Below are 20,435 nucleotides of genomic sequence, written 5' to 3' on the forward strand. Positions count from 1 at the left end.
CGCAAACACGTGTCGTACGCTGCGTATGCAGTGTCTTACAGAAGTGGGAAAATGGCTACCATTACAGTCCGTGTTGAGGACGCAGTTAGAGACGCACTCCAGGCGAAAGCCGAAGAGGAACGCCAGACGCTCAGCGATTTCGTTCGTGACCGTCTTCAGGATGCAGTCTTTGGGTTTCGTGAGCAGGAATCAGACAAAGAAGGTTTGGAACCTGATTCGCTCTCCCCACTGGATCGCCACACTCTCGCGCTTTTGCACCGCATACTTGGCCGCGTGCTGCCTGAAGATGCAAACGATGTGGACGGGGATCGGGACTACCAGCTGGAACGGGCGAAGGTTCTAGAGAAGGGATTCACCAAGGAATACTGGATTGAATTTGCAGGCATACGCCCCGAGCTAACTGCTCGCCAGTGCGCGTTCGTCATGGACGTGCTGGACATGTTCCGCATCGCTCTCTATAGCCTCAATAGCCTCCGGGAAAAGGGAACTGAAATCGAGGACTCTCTCGCACACGCACTGACCTTCCAAGGCTTTGATCACAACGACAAGCTCGAAAACCAGATGTCTGACTACGTGCGCTTCCTCGTGAAGGACGAAAAATGGACGGAACAGGAAGAATTTGTCCTTGGCCCGGAGCGTGGGAACTCGCACCATCAGATGGCCGATGTCTACTCACGGATGCTGACCGCATACCGAGAAGTAAAACAAAACCGCCCGCGGTCAGCCGGCCCGAAAGCCTACCTCCTCAGCGAAGCGGACCTTACGAAAATTGCTGCCGCCAGAGTCCACCCCTCAAACCGCTAGCGCCAGTGACAGCCTGCTCGGCCAAGATGGGCAAACCCACGGTTGCGAAACCTCGCACGACCACTATGACGTGAAGACTCTCACAAGCCTCACGAGGTACCTGAACCGAACCGGTACACCTGGTTCTGTTTCAGTAGGGACTCTTGTGGGAAGCGAGACGCACCGATGCCGATGCCGATGCCAATGCCAATGCCAATGCCAATGCCAATGCCAATGCCAATGCCAATGCCAATGCCAATGCCAATGATGAGCATCGAGCACTGGCGGCTACCGGCTGGCCTCGGACACGTAATTTCGGCGCCGCAGACCAAAGGGCTGCGCTCCGATTGCTTCGTCCAAGCGTTGCTGTTGGCGTCCACTGGCCGGGCGTTGGCGGGCCTGGGTAACGAAGGATACGAACGCGTTGCACCCACCCGGGAGCCTGATTTCTACCTGGCGCCATGGCCGGCCTTCGAGGCACAGTGGCAAAGCTTTGTCGTCTCCAGACGGTAGTCTCGTACTGGGCTCAAAACGCGCGACACGCAACGTATTTGAGTCCTCACTGGTATCCGGAGGAATGGGTCGTATGAGCACCGCAGTCGAACTAGAGTCACCTATGCGAAGCCGGGTTGCCGCGCTTGCGCGAGCGGCGACCTACCCGCGGCTTCGGTATATGGGCTCCAAGTACAAGCTCGCGCCCCACCTCGGAACCGTCTTTAACGAGATTGGCGGGACCACTTTTCTTGATGCGTTCAGTGGCTCCGGATTCGTCGGATACCTCGCAAAAGCCATGGGCTACGCCGTCACCACCAATGACTATCTCCACTTCCCATCGGTGATCTCCCGCGCGTCCATGGTGAACGACACCACCCTCTTGACCGATGAAGTGATCGCCACCATCTGTGGCCCAGCAGCAGACAGTCGGAACTTCATCCAGACAACCTTTAGGGATGTCTTTTTCGCCGAAGACGATCGCGTATTCCTCGACTCTGCCTGGTCACACATTGATTCCATGACCGGCTTTGAGCGGGATATTGCCCTTGCCGCGCTCATCCTCTCTGCTGCAAGAAAGCAGCCGCGTGGCGTATTCACCATTTCCGGAGACCTCTCCCACTATGACGATGGCCGACGGGACCTATCGTTGCCTCTGCGCGACCACTTCCGGGAACGCGCTGCAGAGTACAACGCAGCCGTGTTCTCCGCCGGTCAAGAGGGCAGGGCAGTCACGGGCGATGTTTTCGATCTGGCCAAGACAGACTACGACGTCGTCTACCTGGACCCCCCTTACGCACCGCCCACTGACGATGCCGACTACACAAAGAGGTACCACTTCCTGGAAGGTCTATCGGACTACTGGGTAGGACGCGAAATCATGCAGAAGACCAAGACCAAGAAGATCCCCAAACAGGCTTCGGTTTTCGCCAACAAACGCACCATCGAAGATGCGCTGGAGCGAACGTTCGACAAATTCAAAGATGCCGGCGCAATAGTGATGTCCTACTCATCCAACGCGCTGCCCGGCGATGCCAGGATCAAAGAACTGCTTGGCACTGTGAAACCCAATGTCGAAGTACGCATGATTGATCACCAGTACCACTTCGGAACCCACTCCACGGCAGCACGGCGGTCCGTCCAGGAATACATTTTCATCGGGAGAGACTGACAGCGTGCCTACTGCTATACCAAGCTTCGAGGAGTACGTAGCTTCCCTCGGCGCTCTTACCTCCCATGTCGATCCCACACTGGAGAACGAAGAAGGCCGGCTTATCAAAGCGGCCGCAGAAGGGCTTGCCGCTCTGGAGTCAATCACCCGGGAATCACTCGCAGCCTGGGTCGCCGAGCAACCGCGAGGTACCGGGGTTGGTGTCTTAGGCCTTGTAGTGGGCCTTTCGCAGGAAGCACTGAGAAACAGCCTTCGTCATGGCCTCGGCTCGCCCGCCTTTCCCAAGGCGGCCCGGGAAAATCCTGTCGGACTAGTGGACTACATGGAAGCAGAATATTCACTGCTGAGCCTCTTGGAGTCCCAGCGTGGCCGCCAGTATGACTTTGGAGATGTTCTGGTCGCGCGAGCAGGGACAAGAGCCCTAGCAACCCGTGCAGGCCAGGCTGGCAGGCAGCTGGAAGACGAAATTGAAGAAATTGCCAAGAGTCTTGGCCTGCCCTATCAGACCCGATGCAGATTTGAGGGACGGACCGCCAGCGCTCCCTGCGACCTCGCACTCCCCGCCGGCGATTCTGCAGCTCAAATAGTGGTCGCCGCTAAATCCTTCGGCTCAACAGGAAGCAAGCTTACAGACGCCGTCCGCGAGATAGAAGAAATGGCTTTGGTACGGAAGCCAACCCAGTTCGTGTTCGCCGTCATCGACGGCATCGGTTGGAAAGGGCGCATCAACGACCTCCGCCGGATTTACAACCTCTGGTCATCGGGCCAAATCAATGGCATGTACACGCTCGCCTCGCTTGGGCAATTCCAAGACGACTTAGCAGAGGCAGCTGCAATCCTTCGTATGACCAAAGACTAGACCGCATCGCACATGTGATGGATCGTCACTGTCGCCGTCTAGCCTCAAACATTGAACAACAATGCCTGGCAAAGCGACCAACACGCGGGTACGGGCGGCGGCGCCTACACGGACATAGGTCAGGGCCCATATACCAGGGCTGATGCAAAGTCGTCGGGCAAGTCTGGCGGAGGGGCGCTGACACGTGCCGGTGGGTGCTTTTAAAGAAGGGGAACTCCTGTTAAACAGGTGATTGTCTAGATCGCCGCTTAGCAGGAGTTCCTTCATGCCATCTTCCCCCATCCAGGCCCTCGCACGCCACTTGGAGGACATGCCGGCACAGGCGAAGCCGGCCGTGACGCCCGGCACGATGCGGGCCGTCCTGGATTCCGTCCCGGATCCCAGGAAACGCCGGGGCATCCGGTACGGGCTGACGGGAATCCTGGCCCTGGCAATCTGCGCCGTCCTCTCCGGGGCGAAGTCAACGGTCTTGCCCGGGTGCCGGGGTGGGCCGAAAACCGCCGGGAAGCGGCGGATGAAGCGCGGTGGCATGACCGGCTCGCCGAGCTCGTGGACTTCCGCGCCGAGGGCAACGACTGGCCCCGCCACCACGACTTTGAGTCAGAGCGTGAACACACGCTCGGGGTGTGGATCCACACCCAGCGGTACAAACGGCGCCGGACCGACCTCGACCCCGTGAAGGTCCAGCTCCTGGACGCCGCCGTTCCCGGATGGCAGGCGGGCAGGACCCGGGGCCGCCCTCCCCGGCGATAAACGGGAAGTCGCGCCTCCCTGCCGGCCAGCGGTCATGACCTCACCCCCTGCCAGTAGACTCATATCGGCTCTCCAGTCCCCCAGCTTGGAGAGCCGGGAGCCTCCGCGTTTGAGTCCTGGACTAGCGCGGAGGCTTTCCTCATACGCCCGCCAACTACCGCGCTGCTGCCAGCGGGCGATCAACCGGATACCAGTCCCGGACATAGGGCGTCGATGACCGGGCCGCGGACACCTCAGGCAGCCGGCACGGCGCGGCAGAGGCCCCGGCCGGGCGGCCCGGAAGCGGCGCGACGCGTTCAGGGACCGGGTGTGAGATCAGTGAAGGACGTCCGACAGGGGCGTCCAGCACGGCGAGCGGCAGTTCGCGGTGGACAAGGTAATCGCACGCTGCCGGGCCGGTCATCCTCAGACCCGGGCACCGTCGTCCCCGGTCTTCAATGCCGACATTGGCTGCGCACAAACCGGCTCTGAACGCCCTGCCACCCACGGGTGCACACCTTTCGAGCCCGCACCAGCTCAGGTACAAGCCATACAGTTCCTCCACGCTGAGACCGTCCCCGTCCGGATCTGCGGCGAGGCACTCATTGAGGAAATCTTCCAGTGGTGTCTTCGTCATCGTGGCCTCCTGAATCCTGGCGGCAGAGCCGCTCAAATGAAACAGCAACAGCATGAATGTCAAACATGACCAGCCCGGAAACGGACGTAAAACACTAAGAATCCAGGACCACCTTTTCACCCTGTCAACCAGATCTTCCGGAGTGAACCCGGTGGACCATGGCCGCCTTGGCATATCCCGCAGCGTGGAGCCACGGAGGCCGTCCCCAAACCGAATCAGAGCCGCAGCGCACCGTTTCGCCGGGTTGTGCCCATTGGGGGTCAGGCGGAGCCCTCCGCACAGCTCAGGCTGTCCCCACTGGCGTGCAACCCGGCCCCCGCCGGAGGCCGATCCCACAGGTCGATAGTTCTTCTGTCAGTGCTGAGCGCTATGATTATTCGAAGATATATTCGAATAAAAGGTGTGTTGTGGGCGTTCTTGTTGGTCCCCGCGTGATAGATGCGGGTGCGTCGTTGTTGTCGGTGCTGATCTCTCCGGTCGCTGTCGCGGCCGGGTATCCCTCGCCCGCGCAGGACTACTTCGACGGGCGGATCGACCTGAATGAGCACCTGATCAAGGACGTCACGTCCACCTACGTGGTGCGGGTGTCCGGGGACTCCATGACCGGCGCCGGGATCAGCGACGGCGATGAACTGATCGTCAACCGCGCCCTGGAACCGGTGGACGGGTCCGTGGTCGTCGCGGTCCTGGACGGGGAGCTGACCATCAAACGGCTGCGGATCACGGGTACCGGGGTCGTGCTGCAGGCAGAGAACCCCGCGTACCCGGATATCCGGGTACCGTCCTTATCCGATCTGGTGGTGTGGGGCGTCGTAACCCGATGCCTCCACCACCTTTAGGGCCCGGACGTGTCTAAACCGGCGGTCATGCGGCAGCTGCCGCAGATCGCGCACGTGGACGTGAACTGCTTCTACGCCTCGGCCGAGCGGGCCTTCAACCCCGCCCTGGAGGGCCGGCCCGTCATCGTCCTCTCCAACAACGACGGCTGCGCCGTCACCCGCTCCCCCGAAGCCAAAGCCCTGGGCATCGCCATGGGCGAGCCGTGGTTCAAACTCGCACCCCGCGCCAAGGAATGGGGACTCGTCGCCCTCTCGAGTAACTACGAGCTTTACGGGGACATCAGCGCCAGGGTCATGGAGCTGTTGGGCCGGTACTCGGCCTGGCTGGAGGTCTACAGCATCGACGAGGCTTTCCTCGGCGTCAAAGGCACCCCCGACGAACTCCTCGCCCTCGGACGGACGATGAAGACAGCCGTGCGGCGCAACGTCGGCGTGCCCGTCTGCGTCGGCATCGGACCCACGAAGACGATTTCGAAGCTGGCGAACAAATGGGCGAAGAACAACTCTGCGTTCTCCGGGGTCTGCCACTGGGACTCCGTCCCCGCCGCCGAGAGAGAAGGGCTGATGCGGCGTCTGTCCGTCATTGAGGTCTGGGGTGTCGCCACCCGGTTGACCAAACGCCTCAACGCCCTCGGCATCCACTCCGTTCTGGACTTGTCCCGGGCGGACCCGGTGATGATCCGGGACCGCTTCTCCGTGGTCATGATGCGCACCGTCCTGGAACTGCAGGGAACCCCCTGCATCCCGATGGAGGAAGAACGGATCGGCCGGGACCAGCTCATCTTCTCCCGCTCCTTCGCCACCCCCATCACCACCGCCGACGGGATCCGGCAGGTCATGAGCGTCTACGGCCAGCAGGCCTCGGCACGGCTGGCCAGACACGGACTCCAAGCCAAAGTCCTCACCGCATTCGCCGGGACCTCCTACTTCAACCCGAAAGACACCTCCTACCCCTCCGTCAGTGTGACCCTGCCGATGCCGACCGCCGACCCGGTGATCCTCACCAAAGCAGCCTACGCGCTCCTTCCCCGCATCGTGGAGGGCATCCGGTACGCCAGGGCTGGGATCATGGTCACCGACCTGCGCCTCAGCGGCAACCAGGCACCCCTGGCCCTGTTCGAAAACCCGCACGAGGAACGCCACCTCGGTTCACTTCTCGAAGATGTCATCCGCCGGTACGGGCGCGGCTTCATCGGCCTGGGCCATGCCGGTATCCGCAGCGGCCCGGAATGGACCATGAAGCGGGACATGCTCTCCCCCCGCTACACCACCCACTGGGACGAACTCCCCCTCGTCAAAGCCGCCTAAACCACCGCAAGACAGCAGAATCACGGAAGAAACGCCACGCATGAGCACCATCACCGACACCTCCCCGCAGACCCACGACCTGCAGGTCCGGACCGACCCGGCAGGTAAACCCCTCGCCATCCGCCACGACGGACAGATCTGGCTTGTCGATCCCGACACCGACTCCCAACACTGGTACGGACGGGACGCCTGGTGGGACACCCGCCGCACGGCAGCCGTCGGCAGCGGCGACCTGGTCAGCATCGAATACTGGCGCGTCCAGGTCCGCCTGGGCTGCAGCTCCGCGCTGCGGACATTCACGGTGCGCCGGAATCCACTCTCCCCCCAGTGGCTGCTGGAAAGCATCAGCGACTAGGCCACAGTGACCCCTCAAACCATCAATGATCAGACCTGGGCCGGCGTCCGGACGGAGTTCACGCTGCCGACCCTCGCGCAGGTGCATCGCCGGCTCTCCGAGCTTATGGAAGACCCGGAACCGGTCATGCGCCAGCTCGTCCGCGTCTTCATTGACGACGGGACCTTCTGCCCGGGATTCCAGTTCCTCCCCCGCGGACAGCTCCAGCCACCCGTCACAGCACTCTTCCGCAGAGCCATGGAGCTGGACATTCCGCATAACTACTTCACCCTCTGGATGGTCACGCCATCCAGGGAACTTGCCGGAGCCCGCCCCGTTGACCTTCTCAAGAACAGTTGCTCCCCCCTGCTTCGCGCTCTGGAAGCCTTCCGCTGGCGGTAGTGCAGCCTCTTGACCGAACAGGTTAGGTGCGTAGCGTTGGCCCATGGGACTTATTTACGACGACGCTGACCTGGCAGCCCTCACGCTGACGCGCCTCGCCGCGAAAGAGGCCGAGGGACCCGGCGGTTTAGACGGGCGCACGCACGAATACTTGAGCGACCTGGAACAAGGTAACGGCACCGCCTACCTGGAGCTGGTGGCCATTGCCGTCGCCCGGGTCCATTTCAGGGCCTTGGACGACCTGGGCCGGGCCACCGGCGCAGACTCAACAGCTCTGCTGGACGCCGCCGAGGTAGACGCACTGGAATCCGTGTAAGTTCCGGCAGGCATGAGGTGTTCAGGTGGAAATCACCGGCACGATTGACACCTGACTATGTCAGTCTGATCGGAGCCCGTTAATACGGCCCAAACGGCACCCACTCCGCCACCCCTAGCCGGGGTTGAGAGTTCGTATCCACCAGTCGGCGATTTCCTCTGCAGCCGTGCTCAGCGCCAATGCTTTTTCCCGGTTCACCCCTTGGTTCTCCCCATGGGCAATTTTGTTCCTGAAAGCGACCAAGTTCGATAACTGAGTACGAAGCGCTTCGTCGTTTTCTCCGAGGAAGGCATCAAGATCTTCTCCCCATGCTGGTTCAAATCTCTCGGCTAGCTCTCTAAGAGCCGAAAGCGATGGATTGCGCGATCTGGTCAACCACGTGAGGCTAAACGACTTCACGGGGCCACCGGACTTGCCTTCTATATACCCGCGGGCGCACTGCATGACCGTTTGTTCCAGATGACCGCAGCTCCTAAGAACCAATAGCCTCGCCAACCAACCAACAGCTTCCGGGGGGAGGTCCTTATTGATGTCTTCTACGACCTCGCGGAGTTGATCCAAGTTGGATCTCGACGACGTAACCTCCCAGGGAGGCCAGATTTTAGCCATGGAACATCAGTTAGCAAAGGCTCGAGTAGCAAGGGCCAAACGCTTGCGAACGCTCTCTTCATCCGCAGTGGACCGCCCGATAGCCGCGCTCATCTCGCTGTTTTGCATCAACGGCGGTATCGCGGCAGTCACCTCCGCCGGTGATGGAGAACTTAGTTCCAGCCGCCTCATCAACCCCACGAACAGTGCTTCCGTCAAAGCCGCATTGACGGCACTCCCGCCTGGACGAAGAACCGACTGTCCAGGTCCTGTGAGGAGCAGTCTCGCCGCGGCCTTGAAGCGGTATTCGATGTCCTCAGTATCGATGTCGCCCAGATTTCGGTGGGCGGCCATGACGTCGTTAAGGTATTTCTTCAACGGCCGCCTGTACGTCCCCGGAGTGACGCCAAGAGCAATAATCCGAAGAATCAACTCCTGATCGCGAATGTGCAGCGGTGGGCGACCGTAGAGAGCCCGCCACTCTTCAGATTCTGACAACTTCGTCAGCCAGGACACGAAGTCACCGGCATATAGAGCGATCCGAATTTCGTGGGGGGTTAACTGTGTACCCCCAGAGTTGAGTCGTTCAAATACTTGGTACACCGCATCCAGTGACTCCGCAGTCGGTTGCGTTTGCACAATCGTCGCTTGAATGAATGTGTTGTCGACCTGGCGCCGCTGCTCGGCCGGCAGCGTCTCATAGGTCAAGCCACGAAACCTTTGAGCCACCGACTGAAGAGAGAACTCCTTCTTGTGAACCACTCCCTGACAGAACGCCCTTAGCGTTCTCAGACGTTGCTGCCCATCCAGTACCAGATAACGGCGATCCGTTTGTTGTACAAGAAAGATGCCGGGAATCGGATACCCCAGCAGCAGAGACTCAATAAACCTGTCCATTTGCGTTTTCGTCCATACGAACTGGCGTTGGAAGCGAGCGGTCTCTATGGAGTCATCTGCGTAGTCGTCACCGAACGTCGGAATGATGATGTCGTTACGCTGGAGCCGCCGCACGAGGCCTTCGACGTCAAAGTCCGTACTCGTGTAAGACACTTGAGTCGGGTCCGGATCTGGTGCGCTTTCGTCCTCAAGCTCTTCCTCAGTGATATCTGGATCAGATAGGACCCCTTGGCTTGGGCGCGCGGTTTGGGACAAATGCTCAGTCATCACATCAGAGTAGCGGTGAGCGCGCCTAGTTGCTGGCTGCGAACCAACGGATGATCGTCCTCCCTTGCTTCTTACATGGGACAAAAAGACCGGGGTGCCTGCGTCAACGAGATCAGAGCCACCGTGAAGGCCAGAACGATACCCACCGGTTGTAGGCGGGACGATTCCCCGCGACAGTTGCCCGCGTTGCTGCAGAAGCCGCAGTGGGTCCTCAGTGTTGAACGAAGAAGATGCAGGAGCCCCATGTCCGTTCAGACAGCGACAGACCTGAGATTCCGTGCCGACTCGTTCATGCTGCCCCGGACAGAACAGGTACTGGGCTCTGTAAGTGCTTGGTGGGCGACCAAGGCCTCACAAGCGGGAATCACCGGAAAATGGGCTGACGTAACGCAGGCGCTAAGCGCTCTCCCTCCTGCTGAGCTGCCCCAATCGTCCCTGGACGACGTGGCTTCGGGTGTAACTCCCGAAACGCTCGGGCAGCTGTACGTGAACTCGCTGCCCGGCGGTGAACGATCCAAAGAGGGTAAGCACTACACGCCGGCCGCGCAGGCCCCTGTCTAGTCGGTGTTGGAGCGGTTTTTTCCTAAACGACGCCGATCCGGACCTCGTCGCGAATCGGCGCCGGTGATCGCAACCAACTCCGGTGCAGTCTCCAACCAGTGACCGTCCGATGCCTCGAACCACACCGTCCAGCTCGTCGCCGATCTGCTTCAGGCCCCGCGCTCCACGATCACCTCCACAAAACAAGCATCGGACGACGCCCCACCCTAACGCCGTGACCCGGCGTAACAGCGGTGCCGACCAGAACCTCTACTACCTGGGCCCCACCGGCTTAGCGTGACTTTCCCGAGCATTGGTCCTCGACCCCCGACTACTGCTGGGCCGGCTTCGTTGCGGAGCCGAACAATGGCTGCGCGTGCACTGGCTCCGAATTCTTAGCGACTGATCCCGACCTGGCCGAAGCTGTCCGACGCACCGGAGTCCACGTCAGCTGAGCGGCCATCGTCATGGGAGCTGTTATCGGCGTTCGCCCAAAGCGTGCCTCTCATTGCGCGTGGATCCACCGGATGCGTCAGGCCCGAATGATGTAGTGGCATCGCCTCCCAGCGCGGGTCCCGTCCACGCTGGGGGAGACCGTCAGCGGTGCCGCAGCAGTGACAACCCATGATGGGTGTCGCCGGTTATCAAGATTTATCAACACACGGTGGCGTTCCCGGCATGGGCAATCGAAGGCGAGCCATTTGCTCGTGCCCCCATCCTGAACGATTGGGCAGTCGTGAGCAAGTGAGTCACCCTCCCGCTCAATTGGCCTGGCGTCGTGCGAGCCAGGCGTCGAAATTTAGGATTGGCCTCTTGTTGGCGGCGCGCGGGTTGTCGTACCAAACGGAAAAGCGACTAATCAGGTAGCTGAGATAGGAATCAGCATTTTCCCACCAAATTGGGTCATGCCTCGAGACCTCAAAATCGGCGTCTTCGGGAAAGAGATTGGACCAACCGACAGCACCAAAGTGCTCTCCCAAAGCGGCTGCGACGCTACGTCTAGCATGACGGCCCGCAGACGGCAGGCGGGTTACGTACTTGCGGTAGGCAGTCTCCCATGAGGAGACTGCCTCCGAGATGTCCCGGGGCTGAACGGGTTCAATGGCGGAGCGTTCGACGACCCGGCGGATATCCTGCAGAGCCTCGGTGAGGGCGGACGCCGCTTCACGCTGAACTGCGCGCTGGTCGGCTCGGTCTTCGCGGAGCAGGGTCAACCGGTGAACCAAAACCACGGAGATCAGCAGTCCGATTACTGAAACGCCGGCTGCAATAACCGGACCTGAAAGCAACTCGTTCAAATCTCCCCGTCCGTATGCACTCGTTCTGAAAGCTTACCGACAGGGGATCACCCGCTTGCCTTAGACATCACCTATCCGCCGCACATGGGCTGCCGACGACTCATCGCCTTCAGCGGTCCGTCCACGCACGGCGACAGAACTCCCTGAAATCACGTCAGCACCCAAAAAGCAGCGGGTAACGATTTCGAACAGGGAACGTATGCGCTGTTATCGGCGATTCCGTTCAAATGAAGCCGCGCGGATGCAGGGCTAGCAGTTACCCGGCTGGGCGATCTACCACGATTCGAATCGGAAGAGACGACCAGAAGGGCCTTCGTCGTGCAGCATGGAAACGACCTCTCCGTCAATCGGGCCATCGCTAGGCAGGTCCCCAGCGAGTGCGGTGACAATGGGCTGCAGTCCCAAATTCGCGTAGGAACGCAGGACCCGCAGCAAGTTCTCCTTCGGTCTTCTCTCAAGCGCTTCAAAGGCGCCGTCGTGGTAGACGAATCGTGGAAACGGGACGTTAATATGGGCGCGGAGGATGGCCAGGTCGAAGGCGATGCACATCAGTTTCCTGTAAGTGGTTCCCCTGTCGGCGCTTGTCGCCATTCCTTTGGCGTCTAGAAACTCGGCGTAGAAATCGAGGCCGCCGGAGTCGTTGAAACGCGCACCGAGGATTGCATCCTCATGAAGTACCTCGTGGATGATCTCGCTAAAGTAGCCGCGCACCACGGAGAAGGTACTCTTTTTGGAAGTACTCGATGCCGCGATGTTCCTTTCGACTTTTGTCTGAAGAGCATTCGCAGACTGCTCGTGCTCCCGCACATCCTGGCGCAGAGTGGTCAGCCTGGCCGCCGACTTTCTCTTCTCTTGGAGAACACCCAGCTGTCCTTCAAGCGTCGAAATCTCCTGTGAAAGCGACCTGAACTTCTGCATAGTTTCGGTCTCTCGAAGGTAAGAGAGAGAGCTAGCTCTGGTTTCATTCAGTTCTGAGAGTCCCCTGTCGATCGTTTCTATTCGATCCTTCGACAGAGTTAGTTCTCGACGTAGAGCAGACGAGCGCTCAGATGAGATCTGGCGGTTGAATTCTATGAGTTGTTCATATGTTCGCCGAATCTGATCACCAAAGACAACACCAGCTTCGCGGAAGATGCGTTCCGCCTCCGAAGGCCGGAAGAGTATGGATTCTTCTTCCAGGGACCGACTTATCCGCTCTACTTCGCGCTGGAGCAGGTATCGTTCTTCATTGTGAGACGCAATACGAAATTCTATATCCTCAACAAGTTCCTCGGAGACTTCGGCGTCCGATTCAGCGAAGTCTAGAGCGTCCTGCGCAGCCTGGCGACGGGTGAGCTCATTTTCCCTTAGGGAGATGAGCGCATCGAGCTCAGTTGTGTCAGTGTCGGCCGTACCCCATTCCCGGACGAGTGTCTGCAAGCGGCTGTTCGATTCGTCAAGCTGATCTCTGACTTGGTAGAGATCGGCTACAATCCCGGCGTCGAGGCCTAATATGTGCGCGACGAATGGTTTCCAATCGCTGTGTTTGCCAGCAAACTTGCCCAGCTGGAACACGTCACTGTAGTCGTCCTGCTCTCTAAGAAGATACCCAATCATCTTGCGGTAGTCCCACGGCTTTAGAGCAGTAAGTCCTAACCAAGCGTCAAGTAGCGCCTTGGCCCGTTCAAAGGCAAGCCCCGTGTGGTCCCAGTCGTCCGGAGAAATCTCCGTCGCGTCGTCAAGCGGTGCCGCGGTTCGTAAGAAGCCAATTTTCGATGCCATTCGAACGGACCGGGCAATCGTGATGTACTCGCCGGAATCTGCTTCAATTTCGAGGTAGAAAATGAAATCCGAGAACTGGTCCTCATGCTTGAAGAGAAAGAACTTTGGGTGTCGTTTCTTGAGGAGGCAGAAATCTACGAGCTGTCCCAGAGTTGTCTTGCCCAGGTTGTGGGTGACCTTGTCTTGATTTTCGGGAAGTCGGATCTCGGCGATGACAAGCGAGAGACCATCGTTGAAGACCACCGGACCAAATATATCGGGGATATTGCAGTATATTTTCCGCAGTTTCACGGTCCCACATACTCAAATAAATCGGATTTGCTTCGGTATTCTACTAAGCCGAGTAAATACAGGACATCCATCGCGGAACCGAATAGGAAATCCCCTTCAGGCATTCGGCCTTTAAGGAAATCACGCAATTCATTGAACGGGACGCTACGCTTTCTTCTAACCTGAGGGAGAAGTGTGACTGCCACGGCGATGGGCGTCCGATCTGGGTGAGAATGTTTGTTGGGTATCAACACGGTTTGTCACACCTCCGAAGCCGACAAGCCGATATCGCAAAACCAGTACATATGAAAGATCACGGTCCGGACGAGGCGGGCGCTGACGCGTGTCGAAAGGACGGGATCTCGACGAGTCAGCTGATCTGTTAGGTACACGAAAACTTGGTCGAAGGTATCGTATTCAGCGCGTTTGGCTACAATTTTCAATCTGAACTCGTCTGCAGCGTCCTCGTAGCGTTCACGTACTTCATCGTTCTCGGGTTTGCTCAGGAACTTCTGGATCTGACCAGTAAATTTAAGGTACTGAGTCTCCAGAGTGCGCGCAAAATCGTCCGTCATCCCGTTGAGTTCGTTCTTCTCCTCATAGGATGTGCGCGGAACAACGGGAGAGTCCTCAGGATTTGCGGGCGCCTTGATCGCGTCTGCGATCGCGATGATGACCTCACAAAGATCGGCGCTGTTCACTATTAGTGGTGTATCGGCCCACCGTATTTTTGCGAGGTCCATGACATCGGGAAACCTGTCGATGAGCCTGGCGATGTCTCCGCCACCCCAAATGTGTACATTGCCTATCTCAAGGCCGACTTCGGTAGAAATGCGCTGACAAATTGTCGTGTTCGTACCGCCGGCTAGTCGGCGGTTTGAGACCAGCAAGTAGTTGTCTAGGTCGTTCTGGGCAACGAGGTTCTGAAGCCGGACAATCTCTTTCGAGATAACGGTGTGCGGAGTAGCTCCACTGAAAGCCGCCTCAGCGAAGTGCCCATTCAGGCCATTGTCGTGCTTGGCCTGAATGATGGTGATTCCAGACCAAGGGGAACTGGTGCTCGGGAATCGTTCAGCACGACCCACAAATCTCGCGTCTCGTCCACCATCACGTCCTTTCGTGAAGCCCTGCACGCCTTCTCCCAAGAGCTTTCGGGCTAGCTCAACGACAAGACTCTCGAATTGATCGTCGCCAAGTTCGTCAAGTGGAATCATGCGCTCATCGTATCGACACTTCGGTGGTGTCCCAGAATCCAAGATCCTGTGGCGCGTCCTTAGTCAACGGTTGGCTGCCCTACGCGGGGCACCCCGGTCCGGGCCACTTTGATCAGCTCGGCGATCGTGGGGTGTTTTGGCCTCCTCTTCATAGGGAGACGAGGTGGGCTTCATGGCTCGTGGTGATTTTGCGTTGGGTGAGTGGGAGTAGGCCTTTGGTTTTGGCGACCTCCTTGCCTTCGCGAGTGCGGGCGCGGATGAGGTCGAATTCGGATTCGGCGACCGTGGGCAGGACGTTGAAGAGTCGCCGGCCGACGGGGGCGTGGACGGATGCGCCGATGCTGAGCTTCACGTTCCGTTTGGTGAAGACTTGGACTTCAGTGCGGCGGGGAGGGAGCGGGTGAGCCGGTCCAGTTTGGTGACGACCAGGATGCAGCGCAACGCCGCCGGGACGTCGCCGCGAAACGCTTCTTACCCGCGGATCTGGCAATGTCCCAGCGAGCACGACCACACGGTGTCGTCTCAGTTCCTAGGCCCAGTACTCCTGAACGTGTCATAAGGTGCCAGTCGGTAGTGTTAGTGCATGGACGGTGGGTTTTCTGATGAGCTGTTGGCGGATTGGACTCTTGTAGAGGTAGATCGACGGTTGTTGGGGCAGAAGACCGGTGCGCAGGGTCTCGGGTTCGTCATGTTGTTGAAGTTCTTCGAGCTTGAGGGCCGTTTCGCCCGTGATGCAGCTGATTTTCCTGCTGGCTCGGTGTCCTACGTTGCTGACCAGCTTGGTACGACCGCTTCTGGGCTCGGTGCTTATGACTTTTCAGGCAGAACGTCCAAGCGCCATCGTGTGCAGATTCGCAAGGCTTTTGGGTTCAGGGAGTTTTCGCTCGCTGACGAGGCCGTCTTGGCAAACTGGCTGGCGCAGGACGTATGCCCAAGGGAGGTACGTGATGCCGCGCTGGCGGAGGCTTTGGCGGGCCGTTGCCGACAACTGAAGATTGAGCCTCCTGCCCGAACTTCGCGGATCGTTGGTGCGGCAAGAGCTGCTTTTGAGCAGGAGCTCTGCGCCGGCGTCGTTGCTCGTCTTGGCCCGGCGGGTGCGGCCCGGTTGGAAGCGGTGGTCGCGGATGGCACTGCTGGGTCGTTTCTGGCGGTGTTGAAGGCTGATCCTGGCCCTGCCGGTTTGGAGTCCTTGCTGTCGGAGGTGGAGAAGCTCTCTGCCGCTCAAGCATTGGATTTGCCGCCGGATTTGTTTGCCGGGGCATCGGAGAAGGTCGTGAACGCGTGGCGCGCCAGGGCGGCCAGGATGTATCCGTCTGATTTCTGGGACACGCCCCAACCTGTGCGGTTAACGCTGCTCGCGGCGTTGTGTCATCAACGAACAGTGGAGATCACGGACAGCCTGGTCGATCTGCTGCTCGTTTTGGTGTTGAAGATCAATACCAGTGCGGTGAAGAAGGTCGAGAAGGAACTCACCGAGGATCTGAAGCGGGTGCGGGGCAAGACAGAGCTGCTCTTCCGGCTGGCCGCAACAGCGGTCAAACACCCGGATGAGACGGTCCGGGACGTGGTTTTCCCGGTGGTGAGCGAGAAGACCTTGCAGCAACTCGTGAAGGAAGCGAAAGCCAACGAGACGGTGTTCCAGGGCAAGGTCCGGACCGTGTTGCGGGGGTCGTATTCGAACCACTACCGACGGATGCTCCCGGCGTTGCTGTCGGTGCTGCGCTTCCGCTGCCATAACACGGCGTTCCGGCCCATCATGGCCGCCATCGCACTGCTGAAACAGTATGCCGAGGCGGGGAGCAAGGCCCAGTACTTCAGCATTGATGAACAGATTCCCCTGGTTGGTGTGGTGCCGAAGGCTTGGGCTGGCGCCGTCACTGACGAGAACGGGCGGGTGGAGCGGATCCCGTACGAGCTGTGTCTCTTGGTGTCGTTGCGCGATGCTCTGCGACGGAGGGAAGTCTTCGTCACGGGGGCCAGGAAGTGGCGCGATCCGGAAGAGGATCTACCGAAAGATTTCGACGCATCCCGGGAACTGCACTACGAGGCGCTTCGTCAGCCGTTGGATCCTTCGGCTTTCATTTACGATCTGCGATCCCGGATGGTCCGGGCGCTGGAGGATCTGGACAGCGCGATGCTGGCTGACACGGCCGGCGGGGTCAAGATCACCCAACGCAAGGGTGCCCCATGGATCATGGTGCCGAAACTGGAAAAACAAGTTGAACCGGCGAACCTGGGCAAACTCAAAGACGAACTGATCCGGCGGCGGGGAACACTGGATTTGCTGGAAGTTTTCAAGGAGGCCGACTTCCTGACCGGGTGCACGGAAGAGTTCACTTCCATCTCTTCACGGCAAAACCTCGGTCAGGACACGCTCCGTCGGCGGCTGCTCATGTGTTTGTTCGGGTTGGGAACGAATATGGGCATCAAAGCGATCGCGAACGCCGGCGGCCATACCGAGACCGAGCGCGAGCTGCGGCATGTGCGCCGGACGTTCATCACCAAAGACAGCCTCCGCCAGGCAATCGTGAAAGTCGTCAATGCCACCTTTGAGGCCAGGAACCCGGCATGGTGGGGTACAGGCAGCGCGTGTGCGTCGGATTCGAAGAAGTTCGGGTCCTGGGAATCGAACCTGATGACCGAATGGCACAACCGCTACGGAGGCCCCGGAGTCATGATCTACTGGCACGTCGAAGAGAAATCCACCTGTATCTACTCCCAGCTGAAGAACTGTTCCTCGTCCGAGGTCGCGGCAATGATCGAAGGAGTCCTTCGCCACGACACCACTGCCGAGATCGAGGCGAACTACGTCGATACCCACGGTGCCTCGATTGTCGGGTTCGCCTTCACCGAGCTCCTGGGCTTCAAGCTGTTGCCGAGGTTGAAGAACATCGGCTCGATCCGCCTCTACCGCGCCAGCAACGAAGAAGCCTACGGCGAGATCACCCCGGTTCTGTCCCGCCCGATTAATTGGGAGATCATCGGCCAGCAATACGATCAGATGATCAAATACGCCACCGCGCTCAAGCTCGGCACCGCGGAGTCCGAGACGATCCTGCGGCGTTTCACCCGCGGCGGCCCGAAACACCCCACCTACCAGGCCCTGGAGGAACTTGGCAGGGCTGTGCGCACGATCTTCGCCGCGGACTACCTCGCTGAAGAGGGCCTGCGGCGGGAAATCAATTCCGGTTTGCAGGTGGTGGAGAACTGGAACAGCGGCAACGACGTCGTCTTCTACGGCAAGAACCGGGACCTGACCGGCCCGGATAAGGAAACCACCGAAGTCTCCATGCTCGCACTCCACCTCCTCCAGTCATCCTTGGTCCTGGTCAACACGCTGATGCTGCAGGAAGTCCTCGAGGATCCGGCCTTCCATGACCTGCTCACCGCTGAGGACTGGCGCGGGTTGACCCCGCTGTTCTTGACCCACATCAACCCCTACGGACGCTTCACCCTCGACATGAACACCCACCTGGGCCTGGGTCGACAGCAGTACCCGGTCAGCACACCAGAGCCCGCACCATCTAGGAAAGAGAAGGTCCTGGCATGAATGAATACCTCCCCGCCCCGGCGCGGGTAACTCCCCGGAGCAAAGGGAAACTGATCAGGGGAAAAATCACCCTGCTCGGGTCGAACCCGAAGATCTGGCGGGCCTTCGAGGTCGATTCCAGTCTCTACCTGGACGAATTCCACGACGTCCTGCAGGTGATTATGGGGTGGGAAGATTCCCACCTGCATTCCTTCACCGAGCACAACCCGAACACGCCGGGACGCCGACCCTCCACGGCCCGGAGCTGGGCCCCGGTCTACGTGCGGGCTGAGGACGATGACGGCTGGTACGCCCCGGAAGAAACCGTCCGGGTAGGGAAAATCCTCAATGAAGGCTCCACCCCCTTGTTCTACGAATACGACTTCGGAGACGGCTGGACCCACCGCATCGACTGGGATGAAACCGTGAAGAAAACCCACAACGATGCCCACGCCAGGGTGACCCGGGGTAAACGGCGTTGCCCGCTCGAAGACTCCGGCGGAATCGACGGCTACCAAAACCTCATCGATACTCTGGCCAATCCCGACGCCGTCGAGGAAACCGGTCGGGAACACGCCCAATGGCTCCAGGAATGGGCGCAAGGGACCGCCCAACGATCCGGTGGCGAAGAAAACTTCGACCCCGGATATTTCGATCTTGCCGCCGTCAACACCAACCTCGAGAAACTATTCACTCCCGACCCCGGGGAGGAACGTCTTGGAAATCTTTAGATTTTCAAGACACCCGATCCGACCCCAGGAAGACAGGGAAAATTTCGCGCCGTACCACGGAACGGCTATGTCTTGACAAGTCGTCTCATAGCGCGACGTGTCTCAGGCACGTCTTTAGGGGTTTATGGGGCAGACTGCGGTCATGACACTTCTCGGATACACCCGGATCAGCACCGCCGGCCAGGACGACCGGCTCCAACGCGACGCGCTCACCGCTGCGGGTGTCCTGGCCCGGGACATCTACTCCGATGTGACCTCCGGAAGCAAGGAGGCCAAAAGCCGGCCCGGGATGCAAAAGCTCATGGGCTACGCCCAAAGCGGTGACACGATCGTGGTGTGGCGCATCGACCGGCTCGGCCGGTCTCTGCTCGATGTCCTGGGCACCGTCAACGGGCTCCGGGACAAGGGGATCATGGTCCGCTCGATCGCCGACGGCATTGACCCGGAAACCAATACCGGACGCCTGATGTTGAACATGCTTGCCACCTTGGCCGAGTACGAACGCGAACTGATCACAGAACGCGTCAACGCCGGCATCGCTGCCGCCCGCGCCGCCGGGACCATCTTCGGCCGCCCAGTGACCGACCCCGCCCTGACCGCCGAAAAGCTTCAGATCGTCGCCACGGCCCGTTCCGAAGGTAAAACAGCGCACCAGGCCGCCCAGCTGGTCGGCTGGTCCCGGGCCACCCTGTACCGGCACCAACAAACACGGGCAGCCACCCCAATCACGACGCAGCACAAACTCACTGGAACCTTATGACACGTTCAGGAGTACTGGGCCGTGAAGGATCCTTCACCGGACACCCACATTCTGCTTATCCGGCGGCTACTAGCTCGATCTCGAAGCCGTCTGAGTTGAAGAGGTAGGCAGCATAGTGATCGGGGCCGCCAGCGTGCGGGTACTTGTCCTGGAACAGCTGCATCCATCCGTGACGAGCGCCTTCCACGACAAGTGCATCCACGTCTTTTGGGCTTCCGGCGTGGAACGCCAGGTGGTTGAGGCCTGGTGTTGTGCGCTCGTGTTTTCGGCCGCTCAAGGCTGGTGACTGTTCAGCCACTATGTAGGTCTGATCAAGTCGCCAGCTGATTCCTAAGTCCCAGCTTTGGTAAGTGGAGTATCCCAATCGGGGCAGAATCCAACCCCATTCCTGCTTGGCGCGGTCGATGTCAGGGACCCATACCTCGATATGGTGCAGGGATCCCGTGGGAGGGGTGTTCACATTGGGAGTCTTTCATGCTCGATCACAGCTGCCCGCAGACCGATCCCCATGCGGACATGTAGTGGGCCGTGCAGAAGACTTTGGACATTTCGTGCAGATGACTTCGGAAAATGACAACAGGCATCTGCCGCCCCGTTGATGCGAATCTCAGCCCATATCTTTCTGATACTGGGGTGATATCAAATTGATAGTACGAGCCATGTAGCTGCCCACACGAAAGCCCTGCACAGCTTCAAAGCTGCGGAAG

At 59.5% G+C, this 20,435-nt stretch carries 22 protein-coding genes and 1 pseudogene; 14 read left to right on the forward strand and 9 right to left on the reverse strand.

What is annotated here, in order from left to right; all coding sequences use genetic code 11:
• Nucleotides 1–51: 51 nt before the first annotated feature.
• The 11 genes and pseudogenes from ASPU41_RS21335 (at nt 52) to ASPU41_RS21380 (ending at nt 7,873) form a co-directional block, all read left to right on the forward strand.
• The gene (locus ASPU41_RS21335; RefSeq protein ID WP_069953068.1) at nt 52–804 is read left to right on the forward strand and encodes a YfbU family protein; all 753 of its coding nucleotides are present in this window, start codon (nt 52–54) and stop codon (nt 802–804) included.
• 143 nt (nt 805–947) lie between these two features.
• Complete coding sequence (locus ASPU41_RS22405) at nt 948–1,190, forward strand: hypothetical protein (RefSeq protein WP_083266759.1); 243 nt, start codon at nt 948–950, stop codon at nt 1,188–1,190.
• Nucleotides 1,191–1,369: 179 nt separating this feature from the next.
• Entirely contained in the window at nt 1,370–2,446 is a 1,077-nt protein-coding gene (locus ASPU41_RS21340) for a DNA adenine methylase (RefSeq protein WP_083266760.1), read from the forward strand.
• Between the two features lie 4 nt (nt 2,447–2,450).
• A complete protein-coding gene (locus ASPU41_RS21345; protein ID WP_197515884.1) occupies nt 2,451–3,305 on the forward strand; it encodes a hypothetical protein in 855 nt (284 codons plus the stop codon).
• 349 nt (nt 3,306–3,654) lie between these two features.
• A pseudogene (locus tag ASPU41_RS23645) lies at nt 3,655–3,720 on the forward strand (hypothetical protein); the annotation flags it as partial.
• 62 nt (nt 3,721–3,782) lie between these two features.
• Nucleotides 3,783–4,058: a helicase associated domain-containing protein gene (locus ASPU41_RS23650; protein WP_231941585.1), complete on the forward strand. Its 276-nt coding sequence runs from the start codon at nt 3,783–3,785 to the stop codon at nt 4,056–4,058.
• Between the two features lie 1,023 nt (nt 4,059–5,081).
• Complete coding sequence (locus tag ASPU41_RS21360; protein WP_069953071.1) at nt 5,082–5,513, forward strand: LexA family protein; 432 nt, start codon at nt 5,082–5,084, stop codon at nt 5,511–5,513.
• A 27-nt stretch (nt 5,514–5,540) separates the two neighbouring features.
• Nucleotides 5,541–6,821: a Y-family DNA polymerase gene (locus ASPU41_RS21365; protein WP_197515889.1), complete on the forward strand. Its 1,281-nt coding sequence runs from the start codon at nt 5,541–5,543 to the stop codon at nt 6,819–6,821.
• Between the two features lie 40 nt (nt 6,822–6,861).
• Nucleotides 6,862–7,176: a hypothetical protein gene (locus ASPU41_RS21370; protein WP_069953072.1), complete on the forward strand. Its 315-nt coding sequence runs from the start codon at nt 6,862–6,864 to the stop codon at nt 7,174–7,176.
• Between the two features lie 6 nt (nt 7,177–7,182).
• Entirely contained in the window at nt 7,183–7,557 is a 375-nt protein-coding gene (locus tag ASPU41_RS21375; RefSeq protein ID WP_069953073.1) for a hypothetical protein, read from the forward strand.
• 43 nt (nt 7,558–7,600) lie between these two features.
• Entirely contained in the window at nt 7,601–7,873 is a 273-nt protein-coding gene (locus ASPU41_RS21380) for a hypothetical protein (RefSeq protein ID WP_069953074.1), read from the forward strand.
• Nucleotides 7,874–7,987: 114 nt separating this feature from the next.
• On the opposite strand, the gene ASPU41_RS22910 is transcribed toward ASPU41_RS21380, so the two are convergent.
• The 8 genes from ASPU41_RS22910 to ASPU41_RS23910 form a co-directional block, all read right to left on the reverse strand.
• Nucleotides 7,988–8,482 (reverse strand): HEPN domain-containing protein, encoded by a 495-nt coding sequence (locus ASPU41_RS22910; RefSeq protein WP_157357184.1) that lies wholly within the window; start codon nt 8,480–8,482, stop codon nt 7,988–7,990.
• A gap of 6 nt (nt 8,483–8,488) precedes the next feature.
• On the reverse strand, nt 8,489–9,625 hold the full coding sequence (locus ASPU41_RS21385; RefSeq protein WP_069953075.1) for a DUF262 domain-containing protein: 1,137 nt from the start codon (nt 9,623–9,625) through the stop codon (nt 8,489–8,491).
• Between the two features lie 1,072 nt (nt 9,626–10,697).
• Nucleotides 10,698–10,964 (reverse strand): DUF6527 family protein, encoded by a 267-nt coding sequence (locus ASPU41_RS24155; RefSeq protein ID WP_442856265.1) that lies wholly within the window; start codon nt 10,962–10,964, stop codon nt 10,698–10,700.
• Nucleotides 10,927–11,463: a hypothetical protein gene (locus tag ASPU41_RS21390; RefSeq protein ID WP_069953076.1), complete on the reverse strand. Its 537-nt coding sequence runs from the start codon at nt 11,461–11,463 to the stop codon at nt 10,927–10,929. Before ASPU41_RS21390 ends, ASPU41_RS24155 begins: the two co-directional genes overlap by 38 nt.
• 273 nt (nt 11,464–11,736) lie before the next feature.
• Complete coding sequence (locus ASPU41_RS21395; protein ID WP_069953077.1) at nt 11,737–13,515, reverse strand: DUF2326 domain-containing protein; 1,779 nt, start codon at nt 13,513–13,515, stop codon at nt 11,737–11,739.
• On the reverse strand, nt 13,512–13,748 hold the full coding sequence (locus ASPU41_RS23905; RefSeq protein ID WP_083266763.1) for an ABC-three component system middle component 8: 237 nt from the start codon (nt 13,746–13,748) through the stop codon (nt 13,512–13,514). The genes ASPU41_RS21395 and ASPU41_RS23905 overlap by 4 nt, the downstream gene beginning before the upstream one ends.
• Before the next feature lie 6 nt (nt 13,749–13,754).
• A complete protein-coding gene (locus tag ASPU41_RS21400) occupies nt 13,755–14,708 on the reverse strand; it encodes an ABC-three component system protein (RefSeq protein WP_069953078.1) in 954 nt (317 codons plus the stop codon).
• Nucleotides 14,709–14,856: 148 nt separating this feature from the next.
• Entirely contained in the window at nt 14,857–15,060 is a 204-nt protein-coding gene (locus ASPU41_RS23910) for a hypothetical protein (protein ID WP_069953079.1), read from the reverse strand.
• A 231-nt stretch (nt 15,061–15,291) separates the two neighbouring features.
• Between ASPU41_RS23910 and ASPU41_RS21410 the strand changes: the two genes are divergently transcribed.
• From ASPU41_RS21410 to ASPU41_RS21420, 3 genes are all read left to right on the forward strand, one after another.
• On the forward strand, nt 15,292–18,258 hold the full coding sequence (locus ASPU41_RS21410) for a Tn3 family transposase (protein ID WP_231941588.1): 2,967 nt from the start codon (nt 15,292–15,294) through the stop codon (nt 18,256–18,258).
• On the forward strand, nt 18,255–18,968 hold the full coding sequence (locus ASPU41_RS21415) for a plasmid pRiA4b ORF-3 family protein (protein WP_069953080.1): 714 nt from the start codon (nt 18,255–18,257) through the stop codon (nt 18,966–18,968). The genes ASPU41_RS21410 and ASPU41_RS21415 overlap by 4 nt, the downstream gene beginning before the upstream one ends.
• Nucleotides 18,969–19,110: 142 nt before the next feature.
• Nucleotides 19,111–19,728 (forward strand): recombinase family protein, encoded by a 618-nt coding sequence (locus ASPU41_RS21420; RefSeq protein ID WP_069953081.1) that lies wholly within the window; start codon nt 19,111–19,113, stop codon nt 19,726–19,728.
• A gap of 55 nt (nt 19,729–19,783) precedes the next feature.
• On the opposite strand, the gene ASPU41_RS21425 is transcribed toward ASPU41_RS21420, so the two are convergent.
• Nucleotides 19,784–20,188, reverse strand: coding sequence for a VOC family protein (locus ASPU41_RS21425; protein ID WP_069953082.1), 405 nt, complete (start codon nt 20,186–20,188; stop codon nt 19,784–19,786).
• Nucleotides 20,189–20,435: the final 247 nt, after the last annotated feature.

Source organism: Arthrobacter sp. U41 (assembly GCF_001750145.1).
In the GTDB taxonomy this organism is placed as follows: Bacteria; Actinomycetota; Actinomycetes; order Actinomycetales; family Micrococcaceae; genus Arthrobacter.

Bases quoted from the DNA above. Each gene is read 5' to 3' on its own strand.
- ASPU41_RS21410 (WP_231941588.1), top strand. From the start codon at position 15,292: ATGGACGGTGGGTTTTCTGATGAGCTGTTGGCGGATTGGACTCTTGTA.
- ASPU41_RS21380 (WP_069953074.1), top strand. From the start codon at position 7,601: ATGGGACTTATTTACGACGACGCTGACCTGGCAGCCCTCACGCTGACG.
- ASPU41_RS21335 (WP_069953068.1), top strand. From the start codon at position 52: ATGGCTACCATTACAGTCCGTGTTGAGGACGCAGTTAGAGACGCACTC.
- ASPU41_RS21365 (WP_197515889.1), top strand. From the start codon at position 5,541: ATGCGGCAGCTGCCGCAGATCGCGCACGTGGACGTGAACTGCTTCTAC.
- ASPU41_RS21420 (WP_069953081.1), top strand. From the start codon at position 19,111: ATGACACTTCTCGGATACACCCGGATCAGCACCGCCGGCCAGGACGAC.
- ASPU41_RS21415 (WP_069953080.1), top strand. From the start codon at position 18,255: ATGAATGAATACCTCCCCGCCCCGGCGCGGGTAACTCCCCGGAGCAAA.
- ASPU41_RS21370 (WP_069953072.1), top strand. From the start codon at position 6,862: ATGAGCACCATCACCGACACCTCCCCGCAGACCCACGACCTGCAGGTC.
- ASPU41_RS22910 (WP_157357184.1), bottom strand. From the start codon at position 8,482: ATGGCTAAAATCTGGCCTCCCTGGGAGGTTACGTCGTCGAGATCCAAC.
- ASPU41_RS21400 (WP_069953078.1), bottom strand. From the start codon at position 14,708: ATGATTCCACTTGACGAACTTGGCGACGATCAATTCGAGAGTCTTGTC.
- ASPU41_RS21340 (WP_083266760.1), top strand. From the start codon at position 1,370: ATGAGCACCGCAGTCGAACTAGAGTCACCTATGCGAAGCCGGGTTGCC.
- ASPU41_RS21385 (WP_069953075.1), bottom strand. From the start codon at position 9,625: ATGACTGAGCATTTGTCCCAAACCGCGCGCCCAAGCCAAGGGGTCCTA.